The 22,884-nt window shown below is 37.4% G+C and carries 21 protein-coding genes and 2 other annotated features; of the genes, 1 reads left to right on the forward strand and 20 read right to left on the reverse strand.

All coding sequences use genetic code 11. From position 1 onward, the window contains the following. Nucleotides 1–35: 35 nt before the first annotated feature. The 11 genes from JOE23_RS10525 to ytxC form a co-directional block, all read right to left on the reverse strand. The gene (locus tag JOE23_RS10525) at nt 36–2,213 is read right to left on the reverse strand and encodes a type IA DNA topoisomerase (protein ID WP_204438237.1); all 2,178 of its coding nucleotides are present in this window, start codon (nt 2,211–2,213) and stop codon (nt 36–38) included. A 319-nt stretch (nt 2,214–2,532) separates the two neighbouring features. Beyond that, entirely contained in the window at nt 2,533–3,609 is a 1,077-nt protein-coding gene (locus JOE23_RS10530) for a M42 family metallopeptidase (protein WP_204438239.1), read from the reverse strand. A 457-nt stretch (nt 3,610–4,066) separates the two neighbouring features. After that, nucleotides 4,067–4,693, reverse strand: a complete 627-nt coding sequence (locus tag JOE23_RS10535; protein ID WP_204438241.1) for a thioredoxin family protein — start codon at nt 4,691–4,693, stop codon at nt 4,067–4,069. 652 nt (nt 4,694–5,345) lie between these two features. Next, nucleotides 5,346–5,831: a dUTP diphosphatase gene (locus JOE23_RS10540; RefSeq protein WP_204438243.1), complete on the reverse strand. Its 486-nt coding sequence runs from the start codon at nt 5,829–5,831 to the stop codon at nt 5,346–5,348. A gap of 24 nt (nt 5,832–5,855) precedes the next feature. Continuing rightward, nucleotides 5,856–6,419: a TVP38/TMEM64 family protein gene (locus tag JOE23_RS10545; RefSeq protein WP_204438246.1), complete on the reverse strand. Its 564-nt coding sequence runs from the start codon at nt 6,417–6,419 to the stop codon at nt 5,856–5,858. 68 nt (nt 6,420–6,487) lie between these two features. Beyond that, complete coding sequence (locus JOE23_RS10550; protein WP_204438248.1) at nt 6,488–6,748, reverse strand: DUF1294 domain-containing protein; 261 nt, start codon at nt 6,746–6,748, stop codon at nt 6,488–6,490. A 157-nt stretch (nt 6,749–6,905) separates the two neighbouring features. Next, nucleotides 6,906–7,265 carry a 50S ribosomal protein L20 gene (rplT, locus tag JOE23_RS10555; protein WP_017473367.1) on the reverse strand — a complete coding sequence of 120 codons (360 nt, stop codon included), beginning with the start codon at nt 7,263–7,265 and terminating at the stop codon, nt 6,906–6,908. 45 nt (nt 7,266–7,310) lie between these two features. Continuing rightward, the gene (gene rpmI, locus JOE23_RS10560; RefSeq protein ID WP_017473368.1) at nt 7,311–7,505 is read right to left on the reverse strand and encodes a 50S ribosomal protein L35; all 195 of its coding nucleotides are present in this window, start codon (nt 7,503–7,505) and stop codon (nt 7,311–7,313) included. Between the two features lie 34 nt (nt 7,506–7,539). Then, nucleotides 7,540–8,043 carry a translation initiation factor IF-3 gene (gene infC, locus JOE23_RS10565; RefSeq protein ID WP_204438341.1) on the reverse strand — a complete coding sequence of 168 codons (504 nt, stop codon included), beginning with the start codon at nt 8,041–8,043 and terminating at the stop codon, nt 7,540–7,542. 268 nt (nt 8,044–8,311) lie between these two features. Next, nucleotides 8,312–8,437, reverse strand: a sequence feature (ribosomal protein L20 leader region). A 386-nt stretch (nt 8,438–8,823) separates the two neighbouring features. Beyond that, entirely contained in the window at nt 8,824–10,776 is a 1,953-nt protein-coding gene (gene thrS / locus JOE23_RS10570) for a threonine--tRNA ligase (RefSeq protein ID WP_204438250.1), read from the reverse strand. Nucleotides 10,777–10,904: 128 nt separating this feature from the next. Next, nucleotides 10,905–11,134 (reverse strand) — a binding site (T-box leader). A 50-nt stretch (nt 11,135–11,184) separates the two neighbouring features. After that, nucleotides 11,185–11,985 carry a sporulation protein YtxC gene (ytxC, locus tag JOE23_RS10575; protein WP_204438253.1) on the reverse strand — a complete coding sequence of 267 codons (801 nt, stop codon included), beginning with the start codon at nt 11,983–11,985 and terminating at the stop codon, nt 11,185–11,187. A 1,117-nt stretch (nt 11,986–13,102) separates the two neighbouring features. Here ytxC and JOE23_RS10580 point away from each other — a divergent pair. Then, a complete protein-coding gene (locus JOE23_RS10580; RefSeq protein ID WP_204438255.1) occupies nt 13,103–13,366 on the forward strand; it encodes a transposase in 264 nt (87 codons plus the stop codon). A 48-nt stretch (nt 13,367–13,414) separates the two neighbouring features. Here JOE23_RS10580 and dnaI read toward each other — a convergent pair whose 3' ends face one another. The 9 genes from dnaI to polA all read right to left on the reverse strand — a co-directional run bounded on the left by dnaI (nt 13,415) and on the right by polA (nt 22,868). Further along, entirely contained in the window at nt 13,415–14,347 is a 933-nt protein-coding gene (gene dnaI, locus JOE23_RS10585; protein ID WP_204438257.1) for a primosomal protein DnaI, read from the reverse strand. Between the two features lie 11 nt (nt 14,348–14,358). After that, the gene (locus tag JOE23_RS18185; RefSeq protein ID WP_204438259.1) at nt 14,359–15,696 is read right to left on the reverse strand and encodes a DnaD domain protein; all 1,338 of its coding nucleotides are present in this window, start codon (nt 15,694–15,696) and stop codon (nt 14,359–14,361) included. Nucleotides 15,697–16,058: 362 nt separating this feature from the next. After that, nucleotides 16,059–16,529 carry a transcriptional regulator NrdR gene (nrdR, locus tag JOE23_RS10595; RefSeq protein ID WP_204438342.1) on the reverse strand — a complete coding sequence of 157 codons (471 nt, stop codon included), beginning with the start codon at nt 16,527–16,529 and terminating at the stop codon, nt 16,059–16,061. A 28-nt stretch (nt 16,530–16,557) separates the two neighbouring features. Then, a complete protein-coding gene (locus JOE23_RS10600; RefSeq protein ID WP_204438261.1) occupies nt 16,558–16,950 on the reverse strand; it encodes a cytosolic protein in 393 nt (130 codons plus the stop codon). Nucleotides 16,951–17,243: 293 nt separating this feature from the next. Then, a complete protein-coding gene (gene speD / locus JOE23_RS10605) occupies nt 17,244–17,621 on the reverse strand; it encodes an adenosylmethionine decarboxylase (RefSeq protein WP_204438263.1) in 378 nt (125 codons plus the stop codon). A 431-nt stretch (nt 17,622–18,052) separates the two neighbouring features. After that, complete coding sequence (gene coaE / locus JOE23_RS10610; RefSeq protein ID WP_204438265.1) at nt 18,053–18,649, reverse strand: dephospho-CoA kinase; 597 nt, start codon at nt 18,647–18,649, stop codon at nt 18,053–18,055. Between the two features lie 20 nt (nt 18,650–18,669). Beyond that, nucleotides 18,670–19,293, reverse strand: a complete 624-nt coding sequence (gene ytaF / locus JOE23_RS10615; protein ID WP_204438267.1) for a sporulation membrane protein YtaF — start codon at nt 19,291–19,293, stop codon at nt 18,670–18,672. 84 nt (nt 19,294–19,377) lie between these two features. Further along, nucleotides 19,378–20,208: a DNA-formamidopyrimidine glycosylase gene (mutM, locus tag JOE23_RS10620; protein ID WP_204438269.1), complete on the reverse strand. Its 831-nt coding sequence runs from the start codon at nt 20,206–20,208 to the stop codon at nt 19,378–19,380. A 14-nt stretch (nt 20,209–20,222) separates the two neighbouring features. Further along, the gene (gene polA / locus JOE23_RS10625; protein ID WP_204438272.1) at nt 20,223–22,868 is read right to left on the reverse strand and encodes a DNA polymerase I; all 2,646 of its coding nucleotides are present in this window, start codon (nt 22,866–22,868) and stop codon (nt 20,223–20,225) included. Nucleotides 22,869–22,884 lie beyond the last annotated feature (16 nt).

Here is a 22,884-nt window from a genome sequence, read left to right on the forward strand (position 1 = left end):
CACAGGTACCATTCTAAAATCTATCATCTATTTTTTTAATCATCATCTTTTTCAAATCGCATTTCCCAGCTAAAATATTTGCTATCAGTTTTCTTTAAGTAAGATAAGTAAGCATTGAACTTTTTCCCTTGTTTATTTGTTAATCCTTTGACATAGGCGCTACCATTAGCAAGTAGCGTTTTCGCCATCGTCTTGGTTACACGTTTTTTCATCGTCGCAAGAAATTTATCATGCTTCCATAAGACAAATGAGCAACCATTTTTCCAATTACTACAGCCAAATCCTTTTGAGCCTTCTATGACACGATGGCCACAGACTGGACATTTACCAATTACCTCTTTAGTCACGGTTGACTTTGCTGAGTCAGACATCTCTCTAATCGTTAGCCCCTTCGTCTGTTTAATCGTTTCAACGGCTTGCTTGGTAAACATGTATACTTCGTCTAAATACGACTTCTTAGCAATTCTGCTCTTCTCAATATCAAATAATGATTTTTCCAAACGACCTGTAAAATTGAGATCAAATAATTGCTTGATCGGAAATGTTGCGACCAGCTTCCTTCCTAATGAAGTACAAGTTAGTGCTTTTTGTTCTCTTTTGATATAGCCAACATCAATTAGTTTTTTTATTGTTTCGGCACGGGTTGCGGGTGTACCGATGCTATACCCTTGTAAAATCTCTCCTAAAAAAGAATCATCCTCTTGACTTTCATTTTCTTTAACACGCTTACCGCAGCTTTCCATTACACGTAGCAATGTTCGTTCTGTATGTTTTTTCGGTGGCTTTGTCATATGGGAAGATAACGCGGTTTCAACAACATGCACCGTAGCATTTAATTCAATCGGTGGAAGACGGACTTCTTTTGATTGCATATGCTCAACTTTCTTCCAACCTTCGTTGATTTGCACTTTGCCTTTCGAATAAAAAATACCTTTTAGTGATTCGTCAACAAGCTTCGTCTTCACTTCGGTTTCCTCGTACTCGGCCACCGGCATAAATTGCATAATTAGACGATTTTTTATTGCCGTATAAACGGTCTGTTCATCAACGGATAAGCGCTTTGGCACAAGATAAGTGGGAATAATTGCGCTGTGACCGTCAACTTTAGCATTATTAAATACGCGCTTACTTTTATAGAAGTTAACCTCTTGCTTATAAGGAAGATCTTTAGTATGAACAGCAACGACTTCAGCGGTTTTACTAACAAGACTCTCTTCAAGTGCCGTGCTTGACGTTCTTGGGTAAGTAATATATTTCTTTTCATAGAGTGATTGCGCAGTTTTCAACACCTTATCAGATGTCCAGCCTTTGAACTTATTGGTGATATACCCTTGTAAATGGGAAAGGTTAAATAAAAACGGGGGAAATTCTTTCTTTCGCTCAACTTGTTTATCGATTACAATAGCTTGACCGTTTTTCACTTTGTTTTCAATCTCTTCAAGCATCGACTGCACCGGAAATTTATCACTTTCCTCGGTATATACGCCTTGATAAGTTTGTTTAGCTTGCGTTTCAAATGTTGCGACTAGTTTAAAGTAAGCTTTTGGCTTAAACTGTTCAATTTCTAGATCACGGTCATAAATGATCTTTAATGTTGGCAATAGTACTCTGCCTATATTAAGCACTTTACCTTTCCCCTTTTGGAATTTTAAAGTCGATACAGAGGTCAAGTTAATACCAATGATCCAATCCGTCCATTGTCGACTCAGTCCAGCATCAAGCAATGGCTTCATTTCTGTGTTTGGTCTAAGGTTCTCCATCCCCCGCTCAATTTCCTTTGGTGTCCATTCATTTAATAACAAGCGGTAGACAGGTTTCTTGGTTTTACTATTATAAATAATGCTATCCCCAATCAGTTGACCTTCCCGATCATAATCACAAGCTGATATGATCGACTCCACATCACGCCTTCGAATAAGTGAATGGATCGTTTTCAACTGCTTAGCTACACCCGTATCACGACGGTGGCGATTGCGAGGGTTCGTTTTCACTTTATACTGAAACGCCGATGGAATAAATGGGAAGTTATCAATCTTCCAACTCGCCATTTTTTCATCATAGTCTTTAGCATCATATAATTCTAGCAGATGCCCAAATGCCCATGTAACAAGATAGTTCGCCCCTTCATAATAACCATCTCGCTTCTGCTTCACATTTAATGCGTCCGCAATATTTTTAGCAACAGACGGCTTCTCTGCAACAAATAATTTCATCACAACTCTCCAATCTTGAACAACCTTTTAAAACAAGTGCGAACACACGGTCGCTTCTATATTATATCATGATAACTTCATCTTTACTTAGCAATTTCAAATCATGAAAATAAAACAACCTTTAATCAGTGGGGGTGTCCTCCCCACTGGTGGTTAGTTGGGTGAATCAGGACTAGCGTCCGTTTAGCTCCCGCCCAAACAGATCAGTTCTACTCTCTATTTTGTGGCGGTGTTTTACGGACGGTTATCTGTGAAAAAAAAACACCTATTAAAAAGATCAGAAATCTCTAATAGGTGTTTTCGATATTTGAAGCTTACTTTAACTGAAAGTAATTTGTTTGACCGTGTCTGCATCCAATCCTTTGATGACCTCAACAATCAATTTAACCGCATGATCAAAGTCGTCTTGATGTAAAATACCTGCATGTGAGTGGATATAACGCGTCGCAATACCAATCGATAATGCAGGGACACCATTTGCCGTTAAATGAATGGAACCACTATCGGTTCCGCCTGCTGCAATGGTTGCATATTGATAAGGGATCTCTTCACGATCTGCCGTTCCTATTACAAAATCTCGTAAGCCTTTATGAGAAATCATTGATGCATCATAAATAATAATTTGTGGACCATGACCTAGTTTGCTGTCGGCGTCTTTGGCGGAAATACCAGGTGTGTCTCCTGCTATCCCGGTATCTATAGCAAAAGCAATATCCGGTTGAATCGCATGAGCTGAGGTCTTTGCACCACGCAAACCAACTTCTTCTTGAACCGTTCCAACGCCATACACCACATTTGGATGATCGATTTCCTTTAATTGTTTTAATACTTCAATCGCAACCGCACAACCAATCCGATTATCCCAAGCTTTAGCGAGTAATAGTTTTTCATTTTTCATCGGTTGGAATTCAAAATAAGGAACGACCGCATCACCTGGTCGCACCCCAAATGATTCCGCCTCTTCTTTGCTTGTTGCACCAATATCAATAAACATATCTTTAATGTCGTATGGTTTCTTCCGTGCTTCAGCTGGCATAATATGAGGGGGCTTAGAACCGATCACGCCGACAATATTTCCAGATGTCGTGGTAACCGTGACACGCTGAGCCAACATGACTTGATTCCACCAGCCACCAATCGTTTGGAAATATAAAAAACCATTATCATCAATCCGTGTCACCATTAAACCAATTTCATCTAAGTGGCCTGCAACCATTACTTTAGGACCCGTGTTTTGACCTACCTTTTTAGCAATTAAACTGCCTAGATGGTCAGTATAAACCTCTGTTGCATAAGGCTCAATATGCTTTTTCATCACCTCGCGCGCCTCACGCTCATTGCCTGAAATTCCGTTTGCTTCTGTTAATTCCTTAAACATCGTTAATGTTTCATTCATTTATTGACGGCCTCCTTTAATATCCAAATTAATTATATCGCAATATTAAATAAAGGACAAAAATCTGACACAGTCTCATTTAATCCTAATTGCGATCGCAGGAAAACTAGCTACGATCGCACGAAAAATGGAGAAATCGCATGAAGTATGCCCACCAGTCTAAGTAGAGATAAGCAAGGGGTGAGACTTCTGCGGGAATAGAATGGGCTGAAGATCCACTTGGGGTGTGATCTTTGCGAATCAAGTTAGCTGAAGCCATCCCCGTGAAAAGCGAATTCATGCTTTTCGGAACGACATAACATGCTAAACGTATGAGAAGATCGGAGATGGCACATCCATGAAAAAGTAAAGTCAACAAGCCTATTGAATACCGCGTCTATTGAACACGATTAAGGTTGAATGACTTTTTTCAGTGTGCGAAAGTAAGTTACCTCCGGATATTTAATATTTACTTACATTAATCACTATTGTCTATAAATTGATTTATTTCTCTTAGCGTTTTAACACCATCAATACGTTTTGTTTCTTCTCCTTGTGAATACTTTCTTAAAGATGGTATTTGTGAAACATCTAATTCACTTAACAAGTTTTCATTTTCACTAGAAGATAACAAATCTACGATAAAAACGTTTTCATTTTTATTAAAACGAAAAAAGGAATCTTTATAAACTGGCTTCATATCCTTACAATAGATACAGCTATCCGCACTATAAATTAAAAAATAATTGTCTTTATCACTTTCTTCAATAATTCCTTTTGCTTGAGTTAATGAAATCTTTTCAATCTCCAAATTAGGTTTAAACAGCAAAAATAGACCTAAAAATAAAATTAGGGAAACGCTCCAAATAGCAAATAAAAACTTTGCTCTTCTAGTCATGCTCACACTTTTCCCCAAAAAAACTTTTGATAATAGATAAATTAAAGTTAATATAATTGTTGGAATTAAAATATAAAGTATAACACCCCAATTTCTAGGAACACCTATGAAGAAAAAGTAGCATGTCAAAGCTATTGATATAGTTAATCCAACTAAAGGCTGAAAGGACAGATAAGTAAATATCTTTTGTTTTTCCACACTTTTCATTCAATCTTCCTCTCTCTTTTTCATTTTTTTACATTTTTAAAAATCTAACTGATGATCTACTAGAACTCTAAATAACTAACCTTCCAATAAGGAAATTAATTACCAATTAAATTATACTATTTTTACCATAAATATTAAAGTGTCAACTTAAAAAATTATTTAAGTCATTACTAAACTTTCTCATCTGAATGTTCAGGTTCAGCCAAGATAGCATAGGGATAGACCTAATATTAAATATAAGCGTTGACTTTGAATATAGATTTTCGATTGATTATAAACCTTTCGTTTTAGACGCGCAGGTGAGATATGTTCCGCTTTCCGTGGGCGCGATGGAGCTTACGCATTCAGTATAAACCCCCAGTCTAAGTGGAGATAAGCAAGGGGTGAGACTTCTGCGGGAATAGGATGAGCTGAAGATCCACTTGAGGCGTGATCTTTGCGACTCAAGTTAGCTGAAGCCATCCCCGCGAAAAGCGAATCCCTTGCTTTTCGGAACGACATAACATGCTAAACGTATGAGAAGGTTGAATGACTTTTTCAGTGTACGAAAGTTGGGTTATTTATTAGCAAATGGTTGTATTGCTGTATATTTGTTTGTATACATTAAGGCACAACGCGTTTTTTTGAAAACAAAAAGACGAGCTCAGTAAAATTAATACTGCTCGTCTTGACGTTTGAAATTAACTTCGTTTTTGCTTAAGTAAGCTGCTTTTATGTCTTCAGCCGTAAAGCTTAGTTGCTCGCCTAATGTTAAAAATAAACCGAATACAGTTAAGTAACTGGCTTGTGTCTGATCGTCTCTGAAATAATCAATGGCACGATAGAGTTGATTAAATAAATCAGTAAGCTCTCCACTAAATGGTAAAGCATCAACTTCCTTTACCTGAAAGCCCTTGTCTAAGCCTAAAGACAAAATGAAATGAATGCCATCAACATATTCCTCCAATATAACGTCGCGAGGACTTGGCTCTTTCAGACTCCAAAACTTAAAACATCTTGTTTCATTTGCCAGTTCCCCTAATTCAACAAATAAAGCCAATATTTTATGATCAAATAATTGTTGATCAGTGATGTTATGATTTGCTTCAATATATTGATCTAACTGTTGCTGCATTTCAAATAATTCATTCCAGTTCACAAAAAACATCCCTTCCACTCACTGTTATCTTAGAAATTGTCTAACACTCACACCATTCTCCTTCTTTCTAAACAAGAAAAACAGTGGAAGTAAAGCAATGATCATTCCGGTCATAGTCATCGGTGAAAAATTAGTAATTGACTGACCAATTGCTGTATAAATAATCGCCATTGGAATGGCAGTATAAAATGATGCTTCCATGTAAGAACGAAAATTCTTGGTTGATTCATATAGTAGAAATGATAACAGATGATAATGAATAAATGGAATTAACCTTAAAATCGCGATTTGTCCAGTCGTCATATGTGTATCCTGACCAATCAATTTGGTCTTCATACGGATTAAGCGTTTCGTAATCGATGGCATAATTTGTGCCAATTTATAAAATAATGCACTCGACAGGACAACACCGATGATTGATAAGATAATCCCAGGTATAATACCAAAAATTAAACCACCCGCAATAAAGATCAGCACTACAGGTATAAATAATATAGGGCGAACGACATGTAATAGAATAAATAGCAATGGGGCAATAAGGAGATGTGTATCTCTCAGTATGGCAATATAGCGTTCTATTTCATCCATTACAAATTTAGCCTCCCTTCATTGTCTCTTCAATTTATGATAGGAGACGATTCATTATGTCAAGCTACTTAGCGATATATCCACGTCAATCCAATCATTTGAGCAACAAAAAGTAAGGGGAGACCGATCCGGAACTGAATATGATTCGTTTTATGTCGATAATAATTCATACCGAAAATAGTCCCTAACGAGCCCCCTAGTAAACTTATCAACCATATGCGTTTTTCGGGAATACGCCACTTATTTTGTTTAGCGCGCTTTTTATCTCTTTTCATTGTGATTATACCTATTATGTTTATGACAATTAAATAGCCAATGATCCCTTCCATTGCCTAACCTCTCTTTTTAAATCTGCAATTTTCATTATAACAGACGCTAGTCACAAGATAAAGTGTACCGAACTTCGTGTAAATATGTAATTAACCGTTTAAATATAGAAAAGAGTTGCTTCTTACAGGAAGAAACAACTCTTGAATGTTATAAATATTATTTATTTAATGCGGTTTTGGCTTGATCCGCTAGTTGTGAAAATGCTTGTTGATCAGAAATTGCTAATTCTGAAAGCATTTTACGATTCACTTCAATACCAGCTAATTTTAAGCCATGCATTAAACGACTATATGAAAGATCATTCATACGTGCCGCCGCATTAATACGAGAAATCCATAATTTACGGAAGTCACGCTTTTTCTGTTTGCGGTCACGGTATGCATATTGACCTGATTTCCATACTTGTTGTTTTGCCACTTTAAATAGGGCATGTTTTGAACCATAATAACCTTTAGCTAACTTTAATATGCGTTTACGACGCTTACGTGTAACTGTTCCACCTTTAACACGTGCCATAATAATTCCCTCCTATATATCTAACCGAATATCTGGTGCATTTTATTATCTTGGTAGCATTTGATCAATACGTTTTTGATCGCCTGCAGAAACAAGAGCACTTTTACGTAACTTACGTTTTTGTTTTTGTGATTTGTTTGCAAACATGTGGCTTGTGTATGCATGAGAGCGTTTAAGCTTCCCAGAACCTGTTCTTTTAAAACGTTTTTGTGTGCCTTTATGTGTTTTCATTTTTGGCATGAGTAGTTCCTCCTTAAAACATATAAATTAAAGCTTATTTTTCATTGACTGGCGCAAGCATTAAGAACATGCTACGCCCTTCCATTTTAGGCTTTTGTTCAATGGTAGATAGATCTTTACATTCTTCTGCCATACGCTCTAGCACTTTACGACCGAGGTCTTTGTGTGTAATAGCACGTCCTCTGAAACGGATTGATACTTTTACCTTATCTCCCTTTTCTAAGAACTTACGTGCATTACGAAGCTTCGTATTAAAGTCATGTTCTTCAATGCCGGGGCTTAAGCGTACCTCTTTCACATTGATAATCTTTTGCTTTTTACGTGCTTCTTTATCTTTCTTTTGCTGTTCGAAACGAAACTTACCGTAGTCCATAATACGACATACGGGTGGCTTTGCATTTGGAGCAACAAGTACTAAATCAAGATTACGATTTCCTGCGATCTCCAAAGCTTCTTGACGAGATTTGACACCAAGTTGATCTCCATTAGAATCAATAAGACGCACCTCGCGTGCGCGAATACTCTCATTGACATTCATATCTTTGCTAATAATCATCCACCTCCGTGATTTTTTAAAAGCGTCATGAACTATGACCGGCTACTTCGATAAAAAGTAACGTGACCTCTTCCAATGGCCAATTGACAAGCTTGTTGTATTCTCCTTAGGGTATACCAGCTTTAAACTAAAGGTATCAACCCTGATTGCACATGTGCAACTTAGAAAAACTTAGCCTAGCACCAAAGTGTTAATGGTGAAAGCCGTAGCTTTTCTTATCCTATCGCTTATAAGTTATTGCCTAGTTGATAGCATAAAAAAAGTGTCGGCACTGTTGCACCCACACGTATCCTGTCATTTAATCAGAATCATTTAAACCTGGCAACTACAACATGTGTGTCAAACAGGCGAGAAGCGGGTGCCTCTACTTGTCGAAAGATCATATTCAATTTCACTCAAATAATCATAGCATGTGCAATCAGTTGTGTCAACCATTTTCAAAGCAATTTAGCTATCCTCATATAACAAACCTTGCTTCGTTAACGAGTAATTCGATTTAAACCATTGGTGTTGCGATATTGAAATCCTAAATAACGTTTATTTTGAAATAAAACACGCTCCACATTAACTCATTTGCTGTGGAGCGTCATTATGATCATGCTTCATCATTAGTTGACAAAAAGCAATAAAACGAATCTTCAATCAGTGAGCGTTTTCGTTCTTTGCCCATTGATGGGGCGTTGATTGAATCAGAACATTAGCGTTATCTCCTACCAAATAGATGAGCTATATTCTCTATTTGGTGGCGGGCGTTAATGTGGATCATGATTGTCTTAATTGTTTTTCAGCAATTTCTTTGTTAATCACAGTAATATAATCATCAAGTCGGATGGTTTCTGAGTTTTGTTCACCATAGCGACGAACATTAACAGCCTGATCTGCAACTTCTTTATCTCCCACAACTAACGCAAATGGAATCTTTTCTGTTTGAGTTTCGCGAATTTTATAGCCGATCTTTTCATCACGTTGATCGAGTTCGACACGAATTCCCTCAAGACGCAGTGCCTCTTCGACTTTCTTAGCGTAATCAGCATGCGCCTCCAATGATACTGGAATAATTCTTGCTTGAATCGGCGCTAGCCACGTTGGAAATGCCCCTTTGTATTCTTCAATTAAGAAAGCAACAAAGCGTTCCATGGTGGAAACGACACCACGGTGGATCACGACTGGCCGATGATCTTTACCATCTTCTCCAACGTAGGTTAGGTCAAATTTTTCAGCAGAATTAAAATCTAGTTGAACCGTGGATAGTGTTTCATCTTTACCTAAAGCGGTCTTAACTTGAACATCTAACTTTGGACCATAGAAGGCGGCTTCACCTTCTGCTTCAATGTATTCAAGATTCATCTCTTCCATTGTTTCTTTCAATAAAGCTTGTGCTGTTTCCCACATTTGATCATTGTCAATATACTTCGTTTTATTTTCTGGATCACGATAAGACAAGCGGAAGTAATAGTTCTTAATGCCAAAATCACGATAGACATTTTCCACTAATTCAACGACCCGAATAAATTCTTCTTTTAGTTGATCGGGACGAGCAAAAATATGAGCGTCATTTAATGTCATCGCACGAACACGTTGCAGTCCAGCTAGTGCCCCTGACATTTCATGACGATGCATCATACCCAACTCTGCAATACGTACAGGCAAGTGACGATAACTATAGAGCTCATTTTTATAAACCATCATATGATGTGGGCAATTCATCGGGCGTAACACTAAATCTTCGTTATCCATTTCAAGAGTTGGGAACATATCATCTTTATAATGATCCCAGTGTCCACTTGTCTTATAAAGTTCGACACTACCTAACACCGGGGTATAAACATGGTCGTAGCCAAGACGTTCTTCAAGATCAACGATATAACGTTCAATTGTTCGGCGAATGGTTGCCCCTTTCGGTAACCAAAGTGGTAAACCTTGACCAACTTTCTGTGATACGGCAAACAAACCTAGTTCTTTTCCTAATTTACGATGATCTCGCTCTTTAGCCTCTTCGCGCAAACGCAAATATTCTTCTAAATCTTCTTTTTTGGCAAAAGCCGTACCGTAGATACGTTGAAGCATTTTATTATTACTATCACCTCGCCAATAGGCACCAGAGATACTTAGTAATTTAAATACTTTAATCTTGCTTGTTGTAGGAACATGAACACCACGGCAAAGATCAAAAAATTCACCTTGTTGATATAGTGTTACTTTTTCATCTTCAGGGATGGCATCAAGTAATTCGAGCTTCAAATGATCACCCATTTCTTCGTAACGCGCCTTTGCTTCCTCTCGTGTCACTTCAAGTCGAACGACCTCTAAATTTTCATCAATAATACGTTTCATCTCTTTTTCAATTTTAGGTAAGTCTTCTGGTGTTAAAGCATGCTCCATATCAATATCATAATAGAAGCCGTCTTCAATGGTTGGGCCCACACCGAGCTTAACATCGGGGCCATACAGACGTTTAATAGCCTGTGCCATTACGTGTGCCGTCGAATGGCGCATGATCTCAATACCTTCTGGCTGCTTATTAGTGATAATTGCAATTTTACCATCCCTAGGCAATGGCGTTTTCAAATCAAAATAAACATCGTCAAGTTTAATCGCTAACGCTTGTTTGCGTAAACCAGGGGATATCGATTGTGCAATATCGTCTCCTGTTGTTCCACTAGGAAATGTTTTTTTTGCACCATCTGGAAAGGTTATTAGTAATTGTTCTGCCATGTTAAATCGCTCCTTTTATATGATTTTGCAGTTGGAGAGTCATTTAGTGTGTGTACCATCGGTTCGTTTTCAAAGCCAAATGAAACGTAAAATGTACATAAAAAACGCTCATCCCTCTGCATGTATAGCAAAGGGACAAGCGTTAGCTCGTGGTTCCACCCTAGATTCCCAAATATCAACTCTCAATATTTGGCTTCATTAGCTCTGTAACGTAGAGAGACGCCATAGCCTAGCCAAGAGGTTCAGCAATGGAGTTCAGAGGTGGTAATTACTGGGTGATTGAACAGGAAGATTTCAGCTATCCTTCCCTCTCTTATGATCATCACATCCATAATCTTGTCCTCATCAAAACTTTTATTTTTTAATATGCCTTGTATTATATATCCTGTTTAACCAAAAATCAAGAGGCTATTGTTGAAATGAAAACGGAAATGTACTTTTTTCAAAAATCTTGACACGCTCATCAAAAATATTTTGTAACGTCTCTAAAATCGGATCATCCGCTTTATTCGTGTAAATATAAATTTTCCGTGGATTCAACGCTAACAATGGACTGATTTGATACTCATTTTTAGCAAATTGGTAAATATGAATCGGTGTGTCTTTGATTAGGTTATTCAATGTTTCATTTGAGTAGCAACTTCCTGATTTTTCAAAAAAACGAATACAATCGTCTTCCCATTTAACAAAACAACTGACACCTAATGGACGTTTTTGGACATATTCACGCAATGACTGTAAAAAAATTTGATATTGCTCATCTTGTTTCTTTTCATCAATAGCCCGACCAAGTACTTCATCAATAAGCCAATCAGCTTGCCTAAAAAACAACTGGCTTTGTTCGAAGTAATGATAACACTGTTGCTCAGGTCTTAAAGTAAAGTAGTGTAACATCGTCTCTCTTAAATCTTTTAAGAAACTAACATTTCGATATTGATCGGTCAACAATAATTGTGCCGCAATCGTTAATATTGCATCTATTTCGTTAAAATCATAGTAGTGGTAATCTTGAATTAAACGTTCTTTTAGCATTGGCTTCAAATCGAAGTAAAAAAATAATTCCGCTAACCATGTGCTAACGCGCTCACAATCATGCTCAAATATTTCAATCTCATCATCACTTACCGCTCTCCATAACACTTGTTGATGATAAAGACGATTTCTGAGCACCTGTTGATCAATCTTATCATTAAACTTAACTTTTACCATTATCTATCACCCATCTCTTTTAACACTGTTATATTGTATGGGAGAAAGATCAAAAAAATGACTCAACTTTCTCATCTGTATTTTCAGGTTCAGCCAAGAAAACATAAGGGTAAACCGAATATTAATAAGCGTTGCGTTTAAATATAAATTTTCGTTTTAGACTCGCGGATGAGATATGTTCCGCTTTCCGTAGTCGTGGCTTGAGCTACCTACATATAGCTCACTTGCTAAATCGTAACCTCTATCTTAATAATGGTTGTCTTTCAAAATCTCATCAAAGGCCATTTCAATCCGTGGACGTTTGATCTACACCATGTAGATCATGAAGACATCGGAATGACGTCTCAGAATAAGAAATTCTTATTCTAGTCGTGTCATCTTTATCGCTTTATTTCGTGCGGTTGAGCTTACGCATTCAGTATGAACCACCAGTCTAAGAGGAGATAAACAAAAGGTGAGACTTCTGCGGGAATAGATGGAGACTGCTGAAAAACTAACCCCTAGAGTATTTTCTAATTAAAGTATTTTGTACTCACTCCAGTTACAGACGATCGCTTTCCGCGGGCACGGCCCATAGCTGTCAAGCTAAGGATCAATTACAGAAAAAGCAAGTCTAGAGCGTAATTTTTACACGAAATTATATTATTTTCCAATTCGGTGCATGATTAGTAAAAACCACTTTATTGCTTTTTTAAAAATATTACGCTGTTAAAAGTGGCTGTTGATTTGCGATCCAGGCATTCGCTTTCCGCGGGCTCGCGCTGAGCCTCCTCGTTCGCACAGAACGCTCACTGTGGGGTCTCATCGTCTTCGCTTTTCCCGCAGGAGTCGAATGCCTTCCTCTCCAATCAACAAAGTTAAAAAACAATAAGCTTTGGCAAAACCCAAATATTCATCTATACTGCTTTGAACGTTCGTTCATAAGTAAGATTTAAGATGTCAAAAGGACTCTTATGCTGATAGCGACGGTCTTTTCTTCCATGCCGGTATACATTTTGATAAATATTCCTCATTAATGCAATAAATGGAGTGATATGGAGAAACGATAGAGTATGGGTGCATTCAAATTGGCAAGAAGGGGAAAAACACACGCCAAACACGTCTAATTGTTCAACAGTTGACGGAAAAACAACAAGAGAAACGGGAAGGTTATTTACAAAGAAGAAGGCGGAAAGGGGGCCACACCCAATCCGCCACAAAAAAGAATCAAATCCAAATTCTTGCCACCAATATAACACGGCAACAATTGGAGATGCAAGCGTTGTATCCGATCTATTCCTTACGTTGGCAAGTGGAGATTCTATTTAAAACATGGAAATCATTATTTGATATCGATAAGGTGCGAGCGATGAATCCAGAGCGGTTTGAGTGTCATTTATAATTTGTTCTCGCTGGAGTCATCGTCTTTTTCGCTTCCGTTTTTAGCGATTTAATCCCTTCGATTTTCAGCATTGATTTCAACTGGCTTGCTTACTTGTCTGATTCGTTCAACAATCCGACCAGCCTTAAGTTCTTCGATGTCCCCTTTAGAGGTGAGTGACAGATGTTTTTCCAACTGATCAAGCGCATAATTTGAAGTAAAGAAAACGGGCAAGCCTTCCATCATGCGATATTGTAGGATCGAACCTAATACTTCATCACGAAACCAACTGGATAATGATTCTGCCCCAATATCATCAATCATCAGTACTGGCACTTTCTTGAATTGATCCACCTTCTCACCAACTGAATCATCCTTAAATGAAGATTTGATTTCTCTTACAAACTCCGGCATATAAATAAGCATTGAAGCAATTTGTTTATTGGCCAATTCATTGGCAATAGCGCCGAGAAAATATGTTTTCCCAACCCCGAATGGGCCATACAAGTAGAGACCCTTTTTAGGTGGCTGATCTTCTATATTTGTTACGTAATTAACCACTTCGCGGATCGCGGGATGACGGTCAGGGTTCTGACTATCAATTTGAGCAACAGAAGCTTCAAGAATATCTTTAGGCATATAAAGACTTTTAATCAATGAGGCTCGCTTAGCTTGTTCTTCTTGTATAATCGTGTATTTACATTTTTCGTAAGTCAAATGAATATTAGCGCCATCAATTTCAATCTTCGGTTTATAACCAGGTAGAATGTTATCCTTACAACCGTGATCAGGGCAGTTTGCACAATCCTTATTTTGTGAATAGTATTCATATAATTTAATTAATTGACGATCAACTGCCTCTCGATCAAGGCCAGGAGAATTTTTAATGATTTGTTGAATCTCTGGATCCTGTAATATTTCTGAACGCATCTCCTGATATACATCTTGAAAAGATTGCTTATTCTTCATCCACTTCTTTAATGATGTTTGAATCGATTCCATTATCCTCACCTCTATTGATTCGTTTTCTTATCTTGAAATGCCTTTAATAGTTCACTAACGTCTTCTGTCGCTTCAGATGATGGGTTGGTCACTTTTTTAGCCCTTGCCTGCTTTTGCTGTTTAAACCAATCTGGAACAACTTCTTTCCGATTAGATGGTTTAGTATATTTAGGCTGATAATTTTGTCCCCATTGCTGGTATTTGTTGTGCTCTGACTTTGCTAACGTTATCGCTTGCTGAGCGGTTTTTACATTTTTTCTTGACCAATGACTCGCTATTTTTTCTAAATAAGATTTGGTTAACTTCATATCTGTTTTCAGCATAACATAATGGATTAATACATTCATCACACTTGGATTTAACCCTTGTGCATCCATAACACCAGCAATCATTTTTAGGTCTTGATTTGATGCTCGAGAACCATTAGATAAATCTTCCAATAATTCTTTTGGGCTAATCGTTTCCATACGTTCAATAAACAATGCCTGCTTTGATTTTGGTGATTGGTCTGAGTTAGTCGTTGTTATTTTTTCACGTTGCTCCACTACATCAGTCGTACCTGATATCGTTTCAACCAAATCTAGACAGGCGGTTTTAAATTCTTCCCGATTTAACTCATGATCAGTTGAGATAGACCATTGAAGTGCTTTTTCTAATTGTGTTGTTGTTAAGTGATAAAGTGCTGTCATCTGTCTAATTAATCGGCAATTACTTTCACTTAATATTTTATTTGCAGGAAGCATCCGGTCATCAAGCATTTTCTTTAGCCATTGCCAATCAATCTCCAAGTTATCTAGTACCGGCTTACCTGGTTCAATAATGGAATCATTTTCAGTGATGTGACTAACATACTTCTTACTGTGAAAAACATCAGTGAAATGTGCAGTAATATCTTCGCCCTCTATGTTTGGTTGTTGTTCAGATGTTTTTATATTTTTTACTAACGCCTCGTATTTATCTTTACCAATTTGATGATACAGCAATTGACTTAACAGATCATCATTTAAAAAACGCTGCACCGTACAAGGTAAATTTAACTGATAACGATAAACCGTATGCTGTCCATTATCGAGTTGATGTGTTGTCAACAGCCCAATTGCCTCACATTTCAAACGCGCTTGATAAATTTTATTTAGCGGTTGGTCTAATGTTTGCATTAAATGGTGATGTGACAATAACTGCTTATCTTGAAATTGCGTAGACAAAGTGACATATAGTGATGTCGCAGTCACGCCAATTATCGGTTGATACAATTGAAAAAGCGCTTGATAATGATCGCTTAATAATTGCGCATTTTTATTTGTTGTAAACCCATCTGAAGGTAATATTTTACCAATTGATTGATGCACATTTATCCCCCCATTTGTTGCTCACCTAAAAGGTATAACACAAGCCATCACGCAACATTGTAATATAACAGACATTCCCTTTCAGTCACACAATTTTTTTAAAAAAACAGATACGACTTTATTTTGTTGATTTAAATGAAACGAATCTTCAATCAGTGAGCATTTGCGTTCTTCTCCCACTGATTGCAGGTTCGTTGAGTAAATCAGGATATTAGTCTCCGTTATCCCCCCACAATCGATTTGCTCTACTCGCTTTTTGAGTGGCGGGTTACGGACTGATTATCTGTGATAAATAGGTGTAGTGTAGCTTCAAGTGTGCATTTCACTAACATGAAAAGAAAAAAGAGCCGCAGTTGGCTCACTTATTTGTCTTCTTTATCGGAATGATTAATTAAATCTTTTAATTCATCAAGGAAGACATTAATATCTTTGAATTGCCGATAAACAGAGGCAAAACGAACATAAGCAACATCGTCAATATGTGCTAATCGGTCCATTACAAGTTCGCCTACATCTTTGCTTTCGACCTCTGGAATCCCTTGACTTCTGAGCTCCCGTTCAACGTCTAAAGCTAATTGCTCTAATCGTTCAAGCGGTACAGGTCTTTTTTCGCACGCTTTAATAAGACCACGTATAAGCTTCTCTCGACTAAATGCTTCTCGAATGCCCTCCTTTTTAACAACAATAAGTGGCATTTCTTCTAAACGTTCAAATGTTGTAAAGCGATAGTGGCAAGCTTCACATTCACGACGCCTTCTTATCGCGTGACCTTCCTCTATTGGACGCGAATCTAATACGCGGGTATGCTTGTCTTGACAGTTTGGACAGCGCATTTCTTTCATTCCTTTTTAATCATTTTGTTTAGGCATTGTTTTGCATATCGAGTAAGGTCATTTCTTTTTTTAAATCATCATAAAGTTTTGGAATAAGATTATGACTAAAACCTAAATCGAATAAACTTCCTTCCGTCGTTACAGAGAAATCGATTGCCGTCTTATAAGGTCTAACCATAATAACCGTTGCAATAACAAAGGCTTTTCTTTTTCCTTTATAGTTAATTGTTACCTCTCCATGCTCAGATGATGTGGCGATCACGTCACACCCTGGTTTTCCTTTAAAGTACTGGGCGACGGTGTCCATCCCTTTATCTTTCGTCGTTTTAAAATAATGTGTTCGTAGCTTTGGATCCCAATGTTTCTCTGTTGATTCAGAGTGATTGTTAAAGTACTTGTTCCAAGTTTCTTTAAACCCCATCGTTACACCTCGTTAATCAAAATGTTTTTTATCTAAATATAAAATAAGTGATATACTCTATTTTATATTTTAACATGTTTTGTCCAAGAAAACGATAACAACATGCTAGATCATTCCTCATTGCAACCAAATTGAACCCATCAGAAATATAGCAAAATAAAACAACCTTTGGTTAATTACTTTTCGACTGTCGTTCTTATCATTAATTTTTCAAACAAAAGTTATTTACGTTTACGATTAAAAGCACCCTTTCCCTTTTAAAACAAAAGAAAAAGAATGCCAGAAGTGCGCTTTTATAGTATTTGTGAGCTTGGTATTTGAACAGGACCAATTCCCCTTGGTACCTCTACCTTTTCACACTTTTTTGATTCTAAGCTTTCTGAAATAAAATGACACGCGACGTTTGGATCAATAATATCACCACATGTATAAACATCTATACTCGCATATCCATGTTCAGGAAAACTATGGATGGTCAAATGTGATTCTGAAATGATAACGACGCCACTCACACCCTGCGGTGCAAATTTATGAAAAGCAACTTCTCTAATTTCAGCACCAGCCTTTAATGCCGCATCAACAAAAATTTGTTCAATCTTTCCCATATCATTCAAGATCTCAATATTACAATCCCACATTTCTGCAATTACATGTCTACCCATTGTATCCATTTTGGCACTCCCCCAATTTCGACTAAATTTAAAAATAGTTGCCTGATTTGCCACGGGGGAAAGTTAGTCCTAAGAGGTCCTAACCCTTTAAGCAATCATAAGCACATTTTTGATATATATTCTTTAAGTTGTGCATCGTTTATCTCTATTATGCACACGCAGAAAAAGTATATATCGAAATAAGGGAGATGGCAAGAGATTTTATTGCTTTTATAGAAAAAAATTAGCCAATCAGAAAAATGAATGAAGAAGCGTTAAGTTTATAATACAAACCCGAACGAACAAGCAGATAAAATGATTTTGAAGCGTATAGTTTACAGATGTTTCAACACACCTATAGGCATGGTTCCAACTATCTTCCGAATGATTTGACAAATGCGCGATAACTACACAAATACAAAGGCATTAACTTTTTGATATAGTGTGATATGCTAATTCTCAAGTTGTTGAAGTAATTGTTTAAACGCGGTCTCCGTGTGCGCCAATGTCTTACTATTATCAATAACATAATCTGCCCATTGTGCTTTTTGCTCAATTGATATTTGTGACTGAATTCTTTTATTCGCTTCTTTTTCTGATAATTGGTCACGAGCCATTAACCGTTGCAATTGTTGCTTAGGGGTTGTATAGACAACCACCACTACATCCACTAAGTGCGTCAAATCATTCTCATATAACAATGGAATATCTAACACAATATACTGGTGTTGAGCTACGATTAATTGATCACGTTCATGTAATAAGTGATCTGTTATCGCAGGATGAACAATTTGATTCAACGTTTGTCTTTTTACTGAGTCATTAAAAATCAGCTGGGCAAGTTTCTTTCGATCAAGCGTCTGATCTGGCAATAAAATATCATGCCCAAACGCCTCTACAATTTGGATATACGCAGGTTGATGGGGTTCAACAATAGTACGTGATAGCTGGTCCGCGTCCACAATTGGAATTCCCTCTTTTTTAAACATTTTAGCGACTGTGCTTTTCCCTGTAGCAATACAGCCAGTTAAACCAATGACAATCGTCAAGTTTTTCACCACATTTCTTTTCAAATAACCAAGCGACTTATCCCTAGTAGCACAAGTAGCAGACCAGGAAGATACCGAATTTTGTCAGGTAATCCTTTATTGGAAAAGGTTACCCCTAAATGTAACCCCATAGAAAGAAATACCATGGTTGTGATGGCGATTAGACCAATCGCGATATATGAAACACCTACCAATGCAGCTCCCATTCCAGCAGCACTGGCGTCAATTGATAATGCCAATCCTAACCATACGGTTTCCATACCAGAGATATGCCCAGAGTGATCAAGGTCAGCAATCGCGGGTTTCTTTAAAATATCAATCACCAAACCCACCTTCTTGAATTCAAAACGAAAATGCTTTGGTTTAGTTTGAGATTGTGACTGATCAAAAGTAAGCAAACTATAACACCCTAAACCAATGAGTAAGATTGCGCCTAAGTAACTAGTAAACCGTTCAGTTAGTAACAAAGCAACAAGTTGACCCGCACCCATAGCCATTCCAAACACTAGTCCAGAACACAAACCAATTAATATAATAACATGGGGTGCCAACTTTACTTGTCTTAACCCATAACCAAATGCAACCATAAAACTATCGACACTTACTGCAATTGCCAACACAAATAAGGAGAGTATATTGACCATCTCCACATCCACCCTCTCCAAGTTCAAATAGATTAACTTGGAATAGTATATGGATGGATGCAAAAAATGTGAGTAAAGCGCCCATTAACTGATTTGTTGACAAGATGGGCATAAATGCGTGCCTCGATTGGAGACCTTAATCTTCAACACTTCAGTACCACATCTTGCACAAGGTTGACCTTCTTGCCCATAGGCATAGAGTTGTTGTTGAAACATCCCGATTTCCCCTTGACTGTTGACATAACTACGAATCGTTGTACCACCTTGTTTAACAGCCTCCTCAATCGTTGCTTTCGCTTCAACTATTATCGCTTGCACTTCTTTACGATCTAGTGAGTCACCCGTCCGAAGCGGGTGAATGCGTGCCCGAAATAACGTTTCATCGACATAGATATTTCCAAGGCCAGCAATAACCGTTTGATCGAGCAAAATGTTCTTGATTGCACGCGTACTTTTATTTATTTTTGGTAAAAGGTGATCTACTGTATACTCTTGTTCAAATGGGTCAGGCCCTAATTGCTTAAGTGGCAAGTCATGAAAAGCTTGTCCCTTAGCAAATAAGTGCATCGTTCCAAATTTACGCACGTCATGATACCGTAACGTTTTGCCGCTTTCTAAATAAAAAATAACGTGCGTATGCTTATCGATCGGTTCATCTTTAGTGTAAACACCGTATTTACCTTCCATTCGCAAATGAGAAACTAAACTATAATTATCTAATTCAAATATTAGGAACTTGCCCTTCCGCTTAATATCTAGTATTGATTGCCCTTCAAGTAAGTGTTGAAAGTCATTTGGCTCAGCCGGCATTTTTATTATGTTTGGCCACTGAACGTCAACATGTTTAATCCGCTCATTAAGCACGAGGGCTAATAAGGTCTTTCTCACCGTTTCTACTTCTGGTAATTCAGGCATCCCCTCGCTCCCTTCTATTTCGCATCATACCATGTAGAACCATAAGCATAGTCAACTTTAAGCGGTACCGCTAATTCAACAGTCTCTTCCATCACTTTTGGAACCATTTCCTTTAATATCTCAATTTCCGCTTTTGGTGCTTCTAAGATTAATTCATCATGAACTTGCAACAACATACGAGCTTCCAACCCTTTTGATTTTAATGTATGATCAAGATCAATCATTGCCTTCTTGATAATATCAGCTGCACTTCCTTGGATCGGTGTATTCATAGCTGTTCGTTCAGCAAAACTTCTTTGATTAAAATTCCGACTTGTAATTTCAGGTAAATAGCGACGTCTACGCATTAATGTCGTGACAAACCCATCTTGTTTTGCCTGAAGAACAATATCATTCATATACGTCTTCACCCCTGGGTAACTTTCAAGGTAACGATCTATAAATGCCTTGGCTTCTTTACGCGTAATACCTAAGTTTTGGGATAGACCATAGTCACTAATTCCATATACAATACCAAAGTTTACTGCTTTAGCTTGTCGGCGCATGAGATCATTAACTTCTTCTGCACTAACATGAAAAACGTCCATCGCTGTCTGTGTATGGATATCACGTCCGGCTTTAAAAGCTTCAATTAGTTTCTCATCATTTGCAATATGTGCTAACACACGCAATTCAATTTGTGAGTAATCAGCAGCAAACATCACCCACTCGGTTTCACTTGGAATAAAAGCTTGTCTAATCTTACGTCCCTCTTCCAACCTTATCGGTATATTTTGTAAATTCGGCTCTATTGAACTTAACCGACCTGTTTGTGTTAATGCTTGATTAAATCGGGTGTGAATCTTCTGATCGTCATGGATCACTTTTAATAAACCTTCAATGTAAGTCGATTGTAGTTTACCCAATTGTCGATACAGTAAAAGCTTACCAATAATCGGATGCTTGTTTTCAAGTTGCTCTAACACATCTGCTGAAGTTGAATAACCGGTTTTTGTCTTTTTAATGACAGGTAACCCTAGTTTTTCAAATAGAATTGGACCCAGTTGTTTTGGTGAATTCAAATTAAAGGTTTCTCCAGCTAACTCGTGTACCTCTTGTTCAATCTTATCTAAACGTTCTTTCAGTGCGACTTGCATGTTTTCCAACTGCTTGCGATCTACGGCTACACCTGTTGCTTCCATTTCACCTAAAATAAGTGCTAGCGGTAGTTCTAACTCTTTTAACAAAGCTTGCTGTTGATTTTTCTCCAACGATTGCTCTGCCGTATTTGTCAATTGATATAGGGCAGTTGCCTTGCGACCAATATGATCAGCCAAGTGAGCTTGTTCAGGTATTTTTAACTTTGCCCCTTTTCCGTAGACTTCCTCATCATACAAAATCTCATCATAGCCCAAGCGATGACTAATCGCCGGTATATCATGATTATTTTCTGAAGGATTGATCAAATATGAAGCTAATAAAAGGTCAAATCTTATTCCTTTTACTTTAATACCATGTTGAAGTAAAGCTACTGTCACCTGTTTTGAATCAAAGGCAAATTTAATTTGCTCAGGATCTTCTAACCAAGCCTTAAAAGATGTCGAATTTAATGCAATATCAGTAGGAATAAAATAAGTACTTTCTTTATTAGCAATACCGAAACCAATAATCTCAGCATGATGATAATTGTCTTCAACCATTTCGACCACTAACGCTTCTTTGTTGTACCAATTTATTTGGTCTACATCCTCAACCATTTTAACATCGATCGGAGCCAAAGCTTCAGACATACTCGCTTCGGTTTGATCATCATCTCCACTGATTGTATTTAATAATGATTGAAAACCTAAGTCTTTAAACACTGCACGTAACTGCATCACATCGTAACCCTGATAATCGATGTCATCTAAGCCAACTTCAATAGGTGAGGATACATTAATCGTGACAAGATCTTTACTCATAAAAGCTGAGGCTTTATGCTCGTCTAATTTCTCTTTCAATTTCTTACCACTCACTTCATCAAGGTGATCATATAAGTGCTCAAGTGTTTGGAATTGCTTGAGTAATTTAATCGCTGTTTTCTCACCTACACCAGGTACACCAGGAATATTATCAGAGCTGTCCCCCATTAATGCTTTCATATCAATAATCTGGTCAGGATTAAGCTCGATCTTTTCTTTCATAAAGTCTGGTGTATAGACATCAACTTCACTTAACCCTTTTCTTGTAATTTGGACATGAACGTGATCAGATACTAATTGAAGCATATCTTTATCACCTGTAATGACTCGGACATCATAACCATCAACAGCGGCTTTCTGTGCTAATGTCCCAATAATATCATCAGCTTCATACTGATCCAGTTGATAATGTTTAATCGAACTTGCATTAAGTAGTTCCTTCACTAAGTTAAATTGTTCGGATAACTCAGGTGGGGTTTTTTGTCTTCCACCTTTATAATCCTTATAGGTTTGATGACGGAAAGTTGTTTTCCCCGCATCAAATGCAACTAAAATATGGGTAGGTGCTTCATCTTCTAATACTTTTAATAACATTTTAGTAAAGCCAAAAACCGCATTTGTGTAAATACCTTTATCATTACTTAGCAAGGGTAAAGCGAAAAAAGCACGATATAAAATGCTATTTCCATCAATAAGAACTAGCTTTTGTTTAGACGTCATGTTAAATCTCCTTTTA

The organism is Amphibacillus cookii (assembly GCF_016908375.1).
GTDB lineage: Bacteria > Bacillota > Bacilli > Bacillales > Amphibacillaceae > Amphibacillus_C > Amphibacillus_C cookii.

What these genes read in the sequence shown, in the direction of transcription:
- JOE23_RS10525 (WP_204438237.1), bottom strand. Translation starts at nt 2,213, where the DNA reads ATGAAATTATTTGTTGCAGAGAAGCCGTCTGTTGCTAAAAATATTGCG.
- JOE23_RS10530 (WP_204438239.1), bottom strand. Translation starts at nt 3,609, where the DNA reads ATGAATGAAACATTAACGATGTTTAAGGAATTAACAGAAGCAAACGGA.
- JOE23_RS10535 (WP_204438241.1), bottom strand. Translation starts at nt 4,693, where the DNA reads ATGAAAAGTGTGGAAAAACAAAAGATATTTACTTATCTGTCCTTTCAG.
- JOE23_RS10545 (WP_204438246.1), bottom strand. Translation starts at nt 6,419, where the DNA reads ATGGATGAAATAGAACGCTATATTGCCATACTGAGAGATACACATCTC.
- JOE23_RS10550 (WP_204438248.1), bottom strand. Translation starts at nt 6,748, where the DNA reads ATGGAAGGGATCATTGGCTATTTAATTGTCATAAACATAATAGGTATA.
- rplT (WP_017473367.1), bottom strand. Translation starts at nt 7,265, where the DNA reads ATGGCACGTGTTAAAGGTGGAACAGTTACACGTAAGCGTCGTAAACGC.
- rpmI (WP_017473368.1), bottom strand. Translation starts at nt 7,505, where the DNA reads ATGCCAAAAATGAAAACACATAAAGGCACACAAAAACGTTTTAAAAGA.
- infC (WP_204438341.1), bottom strand. Translation starts at nt 8,043, where the DNA reads ATGAATGTCAATGAGAGTATTCGCGCACGCGAGGTGCGTCTTATTGAT.
- thrS (WP_204438250.1), bottom strand. Translation starts at nt 10,776, where the DNA reads ATGGCAGAACAATTACTAATAACCTTTCCAGATGGTGCAAAAAAAACA.
- ytxC (WP_204438253.1), bottom strand. Translation starts at nt 11,985, where the DNA reads ATGGTAAAAGTTAAGTTTAATGATAAGATTGATCAACAGGTGCTCAGA.
- dnaI (WP_204438257.1), bottom strand. Translation starts at nt 14,347, where the DNA reads ATGGAATCGATTCAAACATCATTAAAGAAGTGGATGAAGAATAAGCAA.
- nrdR (WP_204438342.1), bottom strand. Translation starts at nt 16,529, where the DNA reads ATGCGCTGTCCAAACTGTCAAGACAAGCATACCCGCGTATTAGATTCG.
- JOE23_RS10600 (WP_204438261.1), bottom strand. Translation starts at nt 16,950, where the DNA reads ATGGGGTTTAAAGAAACTTGGAACAAGTACTTTAACAATCACTCTGAA.
- speD (WP_204438263.1), bottom strand. Translation starts at nt 17,621, where the DNA reads ATGGATACAATGGGTAGACATGTAATTGCAGAAATGTGGGATTGTAAT.
- ytaF (WP_204438267.1), bottom strand. Translation starts at nt 19,293, where the DNA reads ATGGTCAATATACTCTCCTTATTTGTGTTGGCAATTGCAGTAAGTGTC.
- mutM (WP_204438269.1), bottom strand. Translation starts at nt 20,208, where the DNA reads ATGCCTGAATTACCAGAAGTAGAAACGGTGAGAAAGACCTTATTAGCC.
- polA (WP_204438272.1), bottom strand. Translation starts at nt 22,868, where the DNA reads ATGACGTCTAAACAAAAGCTAGTTCTTATTGATGGAAATAGCATTTTA.